Consider the following 11184-nt stretch of genomic DNA (forward strand, 5'->3'; position numbering starts at 1 on the left):
TACATTGGTTGATTCGATTTTATTTTTAACTTTTCCAGTTCGGTATCCGACACCAATTCTTTTTCAACAGATCGAGTTCACCCCATACTGCACGTTCGGCTTCTTCCAACGATATTCCTTCGGAAGGTTTACCTTCGATAACAAACAGATTATTATCGATACTGCCCATCACGTAAGCATTTAACTCACTAAAGAGTTGTTCTTCTTTTACTAGTCTACGATATAGTCTTGATGAAGATCCTCTGGAAAGGATATCTGAGAGTAGATCCATGGCAAAGTAACCATCTTCCAGTCGTGCTGGTCCGTGAAAAGCCATGTAAAGTGCATCTAATGGTACTGGAGCAAAGGCCGTTTCCTTCTTAGTTCCTTTTGTATCGGTTCTTGCGGTAGCTGACGATTATATTTTTGACCGGGATCAATATCACCGAACCATTTCTGAACCAATGATTTAACTTCTTCATAATATACATCACCAGAGACAACCATAATTGCACTCTGTGGATTGTAATGCAATTTGAAGAAAGCCTTAACATCCTCCATGGTCGCATCTTCAATATGTTTTAGCTCTTTACCGATGGTAGCCCAACGGTATGGATGCACCTTATACGCTAAAGGACGTAATTTGAGCCAAGCATCCCCATAAGGTTGATTGAGATAACGCTGTTTAAATTCTTCACTTACTACATTCCGCTGCACTTCAAGACTTTGAGCTGAGAATGCTAAACTTAACATGCGATCCGATTCTAACCAAAGTGCTGTTTCCAGATTTGAAGAGGGTAAAGTAATATAGTAATTGGTGATATCATTGCTTGTAAAGGCATTATTCTCACCACCTACTTTTTGTAATTCTGTATCAAAACTAGGGATATTGACGCTACCGCCAAACATTAGGTGCTCAAATAAATGAGCAAAACCAGTCTGCTCCGGCGATTCGTCCCTTGCACCTACATCGTACAATATATTTACACAGGCCATTGCCGTGTTATGATCCTCGTGTACCAAAACACGTAGGCCGTTTTCTAAGGTAAATTTTGGTATGAAACCATCTAGTTCTTTTTCGATTTTATGAAATCCAGTTAATACCTTTTCGCAACAAGGATAAGGTTTTGGCTTCTTCGGAGCCTTCTTCAGGGTGATGATCGTATACCCAATTGGCTTGAGATGGTAGACTCATCAATATGGACTCGATACGGCCATTTGTTTCCAGTCCAAATTTAGTACCAGAATCCCAGACCAAATTAAACTCAACGTAGCGTCCCCGACGGATTAATTGCCAATTTTTCTGCGTTTCGTTATATGCTTTATTTCTATTTTTTCGACCAGCGCAGTATAGGTCGGCGCAAAGCTACGTCCTAAGTCACAGGAAAATGCCAAGATATCTTCCATAGCCATGCCCGTTTTGGCTGTATTTAATTTATCGTAGAAAACTCCTCCTATTCCACGGGTCTCTTGTCTATGACGAATAAAGAAATAGTCATCTGCCCATTTTTTAAATTCATCATAGAAAGTCGGATTATGCTTATCACAGACTGTTTTCAATTGTTGATGGAAAAACTGGGCGTCGTCTTCATTCACGTAATGTGGTGTCAGATCAATCCCCCTCCAAACCAACGCACCTGTTCATTCAATTCGAAATATCGGATGTTCATATGAATGATCGGTACCCATGGATTATTGGGATGAATGACAATCGAAACCCCTGTGGCGAAAAAATCATCTTCATCGACACCAAACGCTTTTTAATTGTTTCAGGCAGTTTGCCATGCACAGCGGAAAAGTTGACCCCACCTTTTTCCAATATATTGCCGTTCTGAATAATCCGTGTTCGGCCACCACCACCACCTTCTCTTTCCCATAGTTCCTCCTCAAATCGGGCCGAACCATCCAAGCGTTCCAAAGCCTGGCATATTTCATCTTGAATTTCTTTATAAGCTAAAGCTATCGCTTCTTTTGTAATCATCTACTCTATCACTACGTTTATGTTAATTTTTCGCTCAGGGCTTGAATAATTTTAGATGCAGGCTGATGTTGATATAAAATTTGGTATACGGCATCACAAATAGGTAATTCGACAGCATATTTTTCGGCATATTCCTGAATACAAGCAGAAGCATAATAACCTTCGGCCACCATATTCATTTCGAGTTGAGCCGATTGCACGCTATACCCTTTACCGATCATATTACCAAATGTTCTATTTCGGCTAAACTGCGAATATGCCGTGACCAACAAGTCTCCCAAATAAGCTGAGGTATTGACATCCCGAGATGTATCGCCATCTACTTTAGCAACAAACCGACGCATCTCGCGGATAGCATTGGAAACCAAAACTGCCTGAAAGTTATCACCATAGCCCAACCCATGGCATATACCTCCAGCAAGGGCATAAATATTCTTTAATACCGCTCCAAATTCAATTCTAAAATATCTTCCGATAAGATCGTTTTAATGACTCTGGAAGACAAAAACGAAGCAACCAGGGCTGCACTATCCAAGTTTTTGCATCCAAATGTCAGGTAAGACAGCTTACCTAAGGCGACTTCTTCCGCATGGCAAGGTCCTCCGACCACACAGATCCGTTCGATATCGACTGCGTAATGCTGTTCCAAAAACTCACCGATAATCAGGTTATCTTTAGGAATTATCCCTTTGATGGCTGACACGACTATTTTGTCTTTAAAATCTTCCTTTGTGACTCCTCTCAATGCATCTTTTAAATAAGCTGCTGGCGTATTTAAAATAACAATATCTGAATTAACAACAACATTTTTGGCATTGGTATCGATGGTTGTAATACTCAAATCAACAGAAACACCACTCAAATAAGTCGGGTTGTGTTTGAATTGTTGAATATACTCCGCATCTTCCTCTTTTCTAATCCACCAAAAAATATGTTTGTCTTGGTCATTTTCGCATAGCATCTTGATCATGGCCGTCGCCCAGCTTCCGCTACCAATTATACCAATCTTTTTCCCCTGCATGTTTTTAATTTGTTTTCGAAAGCAAATATACTTATTTACTGCTTAGATATGCGATTGCATCAAGAGATATGATACTTTAGTTACTTTTAGAACCGAGAAAACTTTGCCAAAACCCTTTCTCAATACCCACATAATAGGCGTTTTCTTCCTCTTTAACAGGGTAAATATGAATAAAGTCATGTTGGGTAGGATTACCCTTGCCTGTTACAAGATCAAATTCATGGCGATGAAAGGGACAGATCACTTTACCACGTTCACACCAACCATTTTTGAGCGGAGCGCCCGCATGTGGACATTTCCTGGAGAAGGCATGTAATTGATCTTCAAACCAAGTAAGACAAATGGTTTTTCCGCCAAACTTATGCTCTGTTATCCCCTCGTCCTTTAGAAATTGGGCATTATCAATTTTGTACCATCGAAGCATTCCACAAGATAGTTAAAAATTACAGTGAATTTTCTATCTTTGTGCAATTTCAAAAATTTGCACTATATATGGCTTTACAATGCGGTATCGTAGGTTTACCAAACGTTGGTAAATCAACATTATTTAACTGTCTGTCGAATGCGAAAGCGCAGGCAGCAAACTTTCCATTTTGTACTATTGAACCGAATGTTGGGGTAATTACCGTACCGGATGCCCGTCTAAATAAATTAGCTGAGTTAGTCAATCCACAACGTATCGTTCCAAATACCATTGAAATCGTCGACATCGCCGGGTTGGTAAAAGGAGCATCAAAAGGTGAAGGATTAGGTAACCAGTTTTTAGGAAATATCCGCACAACAAATGCGATTATCCACGTTTTGAGATGTTTTGATGATGGTAATGTTATCCATGTGGATGGTTCAGTAGATCCAATCCGAGATAAAGAAATCATCGATACAGAATTGCAACTTAAGGATTTGGATACTGTGGTAAAACGTATCCAAAAAGTGGAGAAAATGGCAAAAACGGGTGGAGATAAAGATGCTAAAAAGACTTTTGATATCCTATCTGTCGTTAAAGAACATTTGGAGGCAGGCAAGTCAGCACGTACAGCACCTATTGAAGCAGAAGATTTTGAATTTATCCAAGACTTAGCCTTGTTAACCGCAAAGCCAGTACTTTACGTATGTAATGTGGACGAAGGCTCTGTCAATACAGGCAACGCTTATGTCGATCGTGTAAAAGAAGCCGTGAAAGATGAAAAAGCTGAAGTATTGGTTATATCTGCGCAAATTGAGTCTGAAATCGCTCAATTGGAGAGTTACGAAGAGCGTAAGATGTTTTTGGATGACCTTGGATTAGAAGAATCTGGTGTCCATAAATTGATCAGAGCAGCATATTCCTTATTAAATTTAGCGACCTACTTTACAGCAGGCGTTCAGGAAGTACGTGCCTGGACAATTGAGAATGGTTTTACAGCCCCTCAGGCAGCTGGTGTCATTCATACAGATTTTGAGAAAGGGTTTATCCGTGCTGAAGTAATCAAATATGATGACTTTGTTAATCTAGGTTCAGAAAGTGCAGTAAAGGAAGCCGGAAAATTGTCTGTAGAAGGAAAACTTACATTGTACAAGATGGTGATATTATGCACTTCCGTTTTAATGTATAAATAGCTGATTAAACAGCGGGATTTAAAACATAAACGGCCGAAAAGATGATTTTCGGCCGTCTATTTTAAAATCTGTTTTAGCCCCCAATACCTATCGTTATTTAACAAAATAACGATGTTCTATTACCTCAACTTTTTAACATCTTTATCTTCCAACAATTTTTTGACATCACAATGTCCTGTCACACCACGATAAATTAACGTCCCGCCAAGGGTCAATCCTGAAAGCCCAGCCAGTGGAGATTTAAATATCTTTTTACGCCCAAACCTAAAATAAAGCCCCGCAATTACAGATAATACGCGTTCGGAAGCACCGATATTCTCCTCAATGCAATCATCTTTTATCTTAGCTTTAATCTTGTCAAATGCAAATAGCAATAGGTTACTCATAATTATCTATATTTAAGTATTGTTTCTTTATGTAAACAAATTATGATCCAAAAAAGTTTAGAAATAGAATAATAGTTTTTATATGATTTCTCGGATCACATCCCTTATATTCGTATTTATCAAATTAAATATCCATGCAAGTCAAAAAATATTCCGGTGAATTAGTCCCTTTTAATGGAGATGCCCTACGGCATTCGCTTTCCCGTTCGGGAGCAAATAACGATCAAGTAAACGAAGTATACAGCAGTGTTTTAGGTGAAATATACGATGGCATTTCAACCAGGGAGTTGTATCAGTTGGCTTTCGATACACTGAAGACTGTACGAAACTCTTTTGCCGCGCGATACAGCCTAAAAAAAAGCACTACGTGATCTTGGACCTGAAGGTTTCTATTTTGAAAAATACATCTCCCATTTGCTTCGTTCAATTGGATATGAAAGCACCACTGGGCAGACCGTACAAGGCCATGCTGTTTCCCATGAATTGGATGTGGTTGCTTATAAAGATGGTAAGTTGATGACAGCGGAGTGTAAGTTTAGAAATGACATTGACGCCAAGATCTCCGTTACCACAGCAATGTACTACCTATCGCGATTCAAAGATATCAGTGGAATTGACTATAATTTCTTTGGCAAAAATTACAATTTCAGGAAGGTTGGTTGATCACTAACGCGTACTTTACATCAGATTCAATCGATTTTGCAACCTATTACGGCATCAACTTGCTCTCTTGGGATTATCCTAAAGAGAATAGTATCAAAAGAAGAGTCGATAAAGCCGTCTTTTATCCGGTCACCTGTTTGACTACCCTTTCGGACCTGGAAGAACAGCAGCTGTTAAAAAATCAGCTGATTTTGGTAAAAGACATTGTAAACAATCCGGATAAACTGGATATTCTTGGACTTAACAAGGAAAGAAAAGAGAAGGTCCTCAAAGAAGCCACTGAACTATTAGATTACAAAGTGGAGGAAGAATATTAATATCATCAATGTAAAAAGCAATAGGCATACATGCAGACTGAAGTATGGTCTATTGCTTTTTACAAACTGTAATTATCTGTCTAATGCAATGGGATAGTAAACCTTACCATATCTGGAAAACTCGCTTAAATCCATCTTTTCCCAAAAATGGCATAGATTGCAGCACCGGAGCCTGACATTGACGTGTATATTGCCCCTTTATGATACAAGGCCTCTTTAATTTCTTTGAGCAAGGGATAACGCTCAAAAATAGATTCTTCAAAATCATTTCGAATATGGAATTTCCATTCCTGAATAGGCAATCGGATCGCCTCCTCCAAATTAACATCTGAGAGCATCGGTTTCACCCCACTATAAGCTTCGGCAGTAGAGACATGGATATCAGGCATAATAACTGCAATGTGGTATTCATCCAGATCAAGCGATATCTCCGTAAATTCTGTCCCTATCCCAGTTGCAAATACGGGTTTATTTGCGATAAAGAATGGGCAGTCTGCCCCCAATTGTGCGGCATATTTCGCTAATTGCGTACTTGTCAAATTTAGCTTAAACAGCTCATTAAGTCCTTTCAGTACAAAAGTTGCATCCGCAGATCCGCCACCTAATCCAGCTCCAATTGGAATTTGTTTGATCAGACCAATCCTGACTGCAGGAATATCAAAATCTTTTTTAACAATGCGTGCGCCCTTAAACAGAGATTATCTGCGGAATCCCCAGGTATGCGGTTCCCCTGGAGTGTCAGCGTGCAATCTTGTGCATCCGTCTCCAGTATCTCTATAATATCATAGATTGGTAAGGGGTAGAAAATGCTATTCAATTCATGATAGCCATCCGGTCGCCTGGCAACTACCTGCAGTCCGATATTTATTTTAGCATTTGCAAAGAGTATCATACGATATCGTCTAAATCAACACTTAAATTCTACATTAATAGCTCACCAGTGAGGAGATCGTATCACTAAACCGAGACAATCTGCCTTTTGCTTTGAGAAAATCCAATGAAATGATAAAACTATAGGCCGCAATCACTCCACCCAATTTTTCAATAAGTTTGCTGGCTGCGACGACAGTTCCGCCCGTTGCCAACAGATCATCATGGATCAAAATGCGGCTACCCTTCTCGAAGGCGTCTTCATGGATTTCTATCGTTGCCTGACCATATTCCAGGGCGTAAGACTCAGAAATCGTTTTAAATGGTAGTTTTCCTTGCTTACGAATTGGAATGAAGGGCAACCCTAATCTGTTGGCCAGTAAAAACCCGAAAAGAAATCCACGGCTTTCAATACCTGCAATAGCATCAATTTCTATTCCTTGAAGTTGGTCAATAATCGCGTCGATCATTTCATTGCAAAGTTCAGCATCTTTCAACAAGGGGTAATATCTTTGAATACAATACCCGGCTTTGGAAAATCCACAATATCCCGGATTTCCAGTTTCAATTTATCTTGAATCATTCTCAAATATTAAATACGGTGCGATTTTAGCAATAGCAAGATCTGAAAGTGTACCTATCTTGGTAAAATCTTCTATATTAGCGTAATTGCCATGTTGATCTCGATAATTAACTATTAATTTCGCATCCTTTGGGCTAAGATACGGATGTTTGCCCAATGAATTGGCATCAATATGGTTAATATTGATTTTTTTGATTCCTTCTAAATTAGACACCATAATATAATCCTTGATGAGGTCATATGTTTCCGGAGTGACTCCATATACTTCCTTTAACTGCTCTATTCGATAGAACCCACCAAGCACCTCTTTATACTTCAAAATGCGCTTAGAAAGAATTGTACCGATCCCTTTGAGGCTCATCAAGGCTATTGTATCGCAGGTATTAAGATCTATAAGTTCAGCATGATTGGTTTCAAATTTATCATAAAGTAAGGGGCTTTAGTTGCCGTACTTGGTCCTGCTGTCTCTGCTTTAATAGCAATATAGGGTTCGAGCTTTTTATATAATTTCGCGTTGATGGAATATATTTTTCTAACATCATTTTTATCTTTAAACCGGCCACCTTTTTTCTCATAATTCTTGATCACGGCAATTTGCTTATCCGAGAGACCGAGCTCGCGCCATGCCTCGACAGATAAATTATTGGGATCAAAATAAAATAGCTTAGTATCTACAACGTTATTGTCTGTACTGGGATCCGGATCCGAACGAGCCCCCTCTTTTCCAAATGAACATCGGCTACATTAAATTTCTTATTTGGATAATCTGCAGCATCGGTTGAGTCATGAAATGACTGTTCAAAAACCCGTGCCTGATGAGCAATCGGATCACTTTTATCTTCTCTACTAACAAGGGAATATATAATACTAAAGACAATGATTATCACCAATATAACGAAGAACCCATTTTGCTCTGTTTTGTTAAATTTAAAGTAAGTCAATAGCCTTTTCATAAGCTGTTAGGGATTGGGTTGTATAAATTTAATAAATTAGAAGGAAAATAAAAAGGAGATATTAAAAAAACACCTCCCTTTTGTTATAAATAATGTACCGATATAATTTTACAACGCGGATTTATCTACTTTTTCCACTTTACTACCATCCTTTAGCGTTTTAGAGATCGCATCAAATGGTCGAGAAACAACTTGATCTCCTTTTTCAATCCGGATAGAATAATAATGTTTTTATCATCTTGAATCCCAGTTTTGATCGGAACTTGTTTTACTGTCTGATCTTTTAAAACGAATACATATTCCTGTATCTTCTTATTTGTATTCGTAGAATCTTTATCATCCGATCTTACGGTAACCGACTGTATAGGTACTACCAAACCTTTATCATGTTTTGTAAAAATCTGTACAGTAGCGGATAATCCAGGTTTGAACGGCGAAGCGACATTTTCTTTGATCAGATCCTGATAAGATTCTGCGCTGATACGCACTTTTACATTAAAATTTGTGACTTGATCTGTTGATGAGGTTGCAGCTGTTGTTGTTGCAATATTTTTGGACGAACTTGCTATTTCAGTCACAATGCCTTTAAATTTTCTATCTTGAAAAGCATCTACTTCAATTTCAGCTTGATTTCCTACTCTGACGTTGTTGATATCATTCTCATTGACATCAACATTTACCTCCATCGAAGACATATTGGCGATGCGCATAATTTCAGTACCAGCCATTTGTGCTGTTCCCACCACACGCTCTCCTGTTCGATAGACAATAAAGAGATAATACCGTCTGTCGGAGCATAAATGGTTGTTCTATTTAGGTTATCCTGAGCTTCTTTGACAGAAGCTTGTGATTGATCAATACCATATCTACTTGATTTTACAGTCTCTCTTTGTGCCTGAATGGCCGCAAGAGTCGAAAAGTACTCAGAAGAACTCTTATCCATTTCAGCTGCGGAAATAACCCTTTTTCAAAAAGTTCTTGGTTTCTCTTGTAAGTAGCAGCTACATTTTTGAAATTTTCTTCCTGTTGTTTTAGCTGTTGTTGTGCAGCAGCGAGATTGGCACGTTGCGAATTCATTGCTGCTACAGAGCGATCATAGCCGGACTGTAAGATATCGGGTTTGATCCGACAGAGTACTTGTCCTTTTTTACAAAGTCACCTTCTTTGATATTTAGTTCAACAACCTCACCTGAAACTTCCGAACTCAGCTTAACCTCTATTTCCGGTTGTATTTTTCCACTGGCAGACACCAATTCATCTACATCCGTTTCCTTCACGACGTCTACAGCGACTTTAGTAATCTCTCCTTTCCAAACCAACCGGCCTGAAAGCCGATAAAAACAAAAATTGCCAGGAGCGCTACGACTATTAATAGAATCTTTACTACACTACGTTTTTTCTTTGCCATTGTTTTTGCTAATCAAATAGGTTAATTGTTGTCGAATTGAATTGGATTTCCCAAGTAATAATCGATAATCTTAGATCTGAATATTACGTTATATTTTGCTTGAATCAGATCAAATTCTGCTTTGTTCCGTTCAGTTTGCGCGGTAAATAATTCAAGGGAATTTGCCATGCCGATATCGTATCGTTCTTTGGTAGCTTTGTAAGCCGTTTCAGCACTTTCAAAGGCTGTCGTTGCCGAAGTATATTTTTGTTTGGCGGCATTAACGTCCAATACAGCTTGGTTTACAGCTTTATTTAAATTGTTCTTGGCTAATTGCTCAGCAGCTTCAGCCTGTTTTAGCCCGATCTTAGCTTTTGCAACGTTAACCTTATTCTGATTCTTAGAAAAAATTGGAACTGCAAGTGATAAACCAGTAAAAAATGATTTGTTTTCTGATATTTGATCACTAAAAGGCACACGATATCTCGTTTTGATATCTAATGGATCGGTTTGTCGTGTTGTGGCAGAAGAATAATTTGTGCCGTAACTCACACTCAAATTGAGTGTTGGGTAATATCCCCTTTGGCAATATCGATCTGTTTTAACGCGACCTCCTTATCCAATGCAGATTTAAGGATATCCGGTTGCCTTATTAAAGCCTTTTGGTATACGTCTATGGCATTTTTATCTTCGGCATTTACCAAAACAGATTCTAAGCTCGGACGTTCCAAAGAAATAACTGTTTCTGGAGGCATTTCCATCAATTGTTTCAAAGTTAACAAGGACATCTCATAAGAATTCTTCAAATTTACTTTGTTCAATTCATTCGTAGCAACCTGATTCTTTGATTTTGCAATATCAGCGATAGTCTTATTCCCAACAGCAAACTGTATGGAGTCTAATGAAAATTGTTGTTTTGATAAAGCAATCTGATCTTCACTGGCTACCATCAATTCATGATTAGTAATAGCTTCCAAATAATTCACCAGGACATTTAGAACAAGGTCATTTTTCACTTTCTCCACCTGTGTAGCAGAGGATTCCAACTGAAACTTATTTGCTTTTATCTGATTAACCTGTTGAAAACCTTGAAATATATTCACACTGGACCCTACCGATCCATTCGTAGTTCTGGTCCAGGCATTGTTAACAATTTGGGCCGAAGTCAAATCGAAGGCAAAGCCATAACGGAAATTCTGTTCAACGGAAGCTCTTAAATCAGGCAATAAATTACTTTTTGATTGAAATAAATCCTGAGCAGCGAGATCTTTACTCAGTTCGGCTTGCTTAATTTGCACATTACGTTCCAAAGTCATGCGTATCGCTTCGGCTACCCCAACGACCTGTTGAGCTTGGATTAGGTTGTTCGTTCCAAGAAAAAAACCAGTAAATATTACTGCAGAATAATAAAATCTTTTCATGTTCATATGTAGAACCATACAATTTTT

At 38.5% G+C, this 11184-nt stretch carries 21 protein-coding genes and 2 pseudogenes; 4 read left to right on the plus strand and 19 right to left on the minus strand.

The window, feature by feature from the left end:
- Nucleotides 1–25 precede the first annotated feature (25 nt).
- From KUH03_RS47800 to KUH03_RS44920, 7 genes and pseudogenes are all read right to left on the minus strand, one after another.
- Entirely contained in the window at nucleotides 26–316 is a 291-nt protein-coding gene (locus KUH03_RS47800; RefSeq protein WP_306429386.1) for an insulinase family protein, read from the minus strand.
- Nucleotides 317–327: 11 nt separating this feature from the next.
- Entirely contained in the window at nucleotides 328–1002 is a 675-nt protein-coding gene (locus KUH03_RS47805) for a pitrilysin family protein (RefSeq protein ID WP_306429387.1), read from the minus strand.
- A 61-nt stretch (nucleotides 1003–1063) separates the two neighbouring features.
- Nucleotides 1064–1691: pseudogene (locus KUH03_RS44910) on the minus strand (coproporphyrinogen III oxidase).
- Complete coding sequence (locus KUH03_RS50150) at nucleotides 1646–1960, minus strand: coproporphyrinogen III oxidase (RefSeq protein ID WP_373564597.1); 315 nt, start codon at nucleotides 1958–1960, stop codon at nucleotides 1646–1648. The pseudogene KUH03_RS44910 and the gene KUH03_RS50150 overlap by 46 nt, the downstream one beginning before the upstream one ends.
- A gap of 17 nt (nucleotides 1961–1977) precedes the next feature.
- Nucleotides 1978–2358 carry an NAD(P)H-dependent glycerol-3-phosphate dehydrogenase gene (locus tag KUH03_RS47810; RefSeq protein WP_306429388.1) on the minus strand — a complete coding sequence of 127 codons (381 nt, stop codon included), beginning with the start codon at nucleotides 2356–2358 and terminating at the stop codon, nucleotides 1978–1980.
- A gap of 38 nt (nucleotides 2359–2396) precedes the next feature.
- The gene (locus KUH03_RS47815; protein ID WP_306429389.1) at nucleotides 2397–2981 is read right to left on the minus strand and encodes an NAD(P)-binding domain-containing protein; all 585 of its coding nucleotides are present in this window, start codon (nucleotides 2979–2981) and stop codon (nucleotides 2397–2399) included.
- A 76-nt stretch (nucleotides 2982–3057) separates the two neighbouring features.
- The gene (locus tag KUH03_RS44920; RefSeq protein ID WP_257090994.1) at nucleotides 3058–3405 is read right to left on the minus strand and encodes a Rieske (2Fe-2S) protein; all 348 of its coding nucleotides are present in this window, start codon (nucleotides 3403–3405) and stop codon (nucleotides 3058–3060) included.
- A 68-nt stretch (nucleotides 3406–3473) separates the two neighbouring features.
- Between KUH03_RS44920 and ychF the strand changes: the two are divergent.
- Nucleotides 3474–4507: pseudogene (gene ychF / locus KUH03_RS44925) on the plus strand (redox-regulated ATPase YchF); the annotation flags it as partial.
- Between the two features lie 189 nt (nucleotides 4508–4696).
- Here ychF and KUH03_RS44930 read toward each other — a convergent pair.
- The gene (locus KUH03_RS44930) at nucleotides 4697–4963 is read right to left on the minus strand and encodes a DUF2892 domain-containing protein (RefSeq protein WP_257090995.1); all 267 of its coding nucleotides are present in this window, start codon (nucleotides 4961–4963) and stop codon (nucleotides 4697–4699) included.
- 134 nt (nucleotides 4964–5097) lie between these two features.
- On the opposite strand from KUH03_RS44930, the gene KUH03_RS44935 reads away from it, so the two are divergent.
- The 3 genes from KUH03_RS44935 to KUH03_RS44945 are packed head-to-tail and all read left to right on the plus strand — an operon-like array spanning nucleotide 5098 to nucleotide 5943.
- A complete protein-coding gene (locus KUH03_RS44935; RefSeq protein ID WP_257090996.1) occupies nucleotides 5098–5334 on the plus strand; it encodes an ATP cone domain-containing protein in 237 nt (78 codons plus the stop codon).
- Between the two features lie 43 nt (nucleotides 5335–5377).
- Nucleotides 5378–5626 (plus strand): hypothetical protein, encoded by a 249-nt coding sequence (locus KUH03_RS44940; protein ID WP_257090997.1) that lies wholly within the window; start codon nucleotides 5378–5380, stop codon nucleotides 5624–5626.
- Nucleotides 5623–5943 carry a hypothetical protein gene (locus KUH03_RS44945; RefSeq protein ID WP_257090998.1) on the plus strand — a complete coding sequence of 107 codons (321 nt, stop codon included), beginning with the start codon at nucleotides 5623–5625 and terminating at the stop codon, nucleotides 5941–5943. The genes KUH03_RS44940 and KUH03_RS44945 overlap by 4 nt, the downstream gene beginning before the upstream one ends.
- Nucleotides 5944–6068: 125 nt before the next feature.
- Here the strand turns inward: KUH03_RS44945 and KUH03_RS47820 are convergent, their stop codons facing one another.
- The 11 genes from KUH03_RS47820 to KUH03_RS44985 all read right to left on the minus strand — a co-directional run bounded on the left by KUH03_RS47820 (nucleotide 6069) and on the right by KUH03_RS44985 (nucleotide 11157).
- Nucleotides 6069–6638, minus strand: a complete 570-nt coding sequence (locus KUH03_RS47820) for a 4-(cytidine 5'-diphospho)-2-C-methyl-D-erythritol kinase (protein WP_373564916.1) — start codon at nucleotides 6636–6638, stop codon at nucleotides 6069–6071.
- Nucleotides 6575–6835, minus strand: a complete 261-nt coding sequence (locus KUH03_RS47830; protein ID WP_306429391.1) for a hypothetical protein — start codon at nucleotides 6833–6835, stop codon at nucleotides 6575–6577. The genes KUH03_RS47820 and KUH03_RS47830 overlap by 64 nt, the downstream gene beginning before the upstream one ends.
- Nucleotides 6836–6869: 34 nt before the next feature.
- Entirely contained in the window at nucleotides 6870–7313 is a 444-nt protein-coding gene (locus tag KUH03_RS44955) for an adenine phosphoribosyltransferase (RefSeq protein ID WP_373564598.1), read from the minus strand.
- Nucleotides 7314–7382: 69 nt separating this feature from the next.
- Nucleotides 7383–7757, minus strand: coding sequence for a helix-hairpin-helix domain-containing protein (locus KUH03_RS44960; protein ID WP_257090999.1), 375 nt, complete (start codon nucleotides 7755–7757; stop codon nucleotides 7383–7385).
- Between the two features lie 29 nt (nucleotides 7758–7786).
- Complete coding sequence (locus KUH03_RS44965) at nucleotides 7787–7984, minus strand: hypothetical protein (RefSeq protein ID WP_373564599.1); 198 nt, start codon at nucleotides 7982–7984, stop codon at nucleotides 7787–7789.
- Nucleotides 7985–8067: 83 nt separating this feature from the next.
- Nucleotides 8068–8349, minus strand: coding sequence for a hypothetical protein (locus KUH03_RS44970; protein ID WP_257091000.1), 282 nt, complete (start codon nucleotides 8347–8349; stop codon nucleotides 8068–8070).
- Nucleotides 8350–8501: 152 nt separating this feature from the next.
- The gene (locus KUH03_RS47835) at nucleotides 8502–9092 is read right to left on the minus strand and encodes an efflux RND transporter periplasmic adaptor subunit (protein WP_306429392.1); all 591 of its coding nucleotides are present in this window, start codon (nucleotides 9090–9092) and stop codon (nucleotides 8502–8504) included.
- 133 nt (nucleotides 9093–9225) lie between these two features.
- A complete protein-coding gene (locus tag KUH03_RS47840) occupies nucleotides 9226–9426 on the minus strand; it encodes a hypothetical protein (protein WP_306429393.1) in 201 nt (66 codons plus the stop codon).
- 5 nt (nucleotides 9427–9431) lie between these two features.
- A complete protein-coding gene (locus KUH03_RS47845) occupies nucleotides 9432–9668 on the minus strand; it encodes an efflux RND transporter periplasmic adaptor subunit (RefSeq protein ID WP_306429394.1) in 237 nt (78 codons plus the stop codon).
- A 110-nt stretch (nucleotides 9669–9778) separates the two neighbouring features.
- A complete protein-coding gene (locus KUH03_RS44980) occupies nucleotides 9779–10288 on the minus strand; it encodes a TolC family protein (RefSeq protein WP_257091001.1) in 510 nt (169 codons plus the stop codon).
- Nucleotides 10289–10290: 2 nt separating this feature from the next.
- A complete protein-coding gene (locus tag KUH03_RS44985; protein WP_257091002.1) occupies nucleotides 10291–11157 on the minus strand; it encodes a TolC family protein in 867 nt (288 codons plus the stop codon).
- Nucleotides 11158–11184 lie beyond the last annotated feature (27 nt).

Origin of the sequence: Sphingobacterium sp. E70 (assembly GCF_019285695.1) — a bacterium.
GTDB classification, from domain to species: domain Bacteria; phylum Bacteroidota; class Bacteroidia; order Sphingobacteriales; family Sphingobacteriaceae; genus Sphingobacterium; species Sphingobacterium detergens.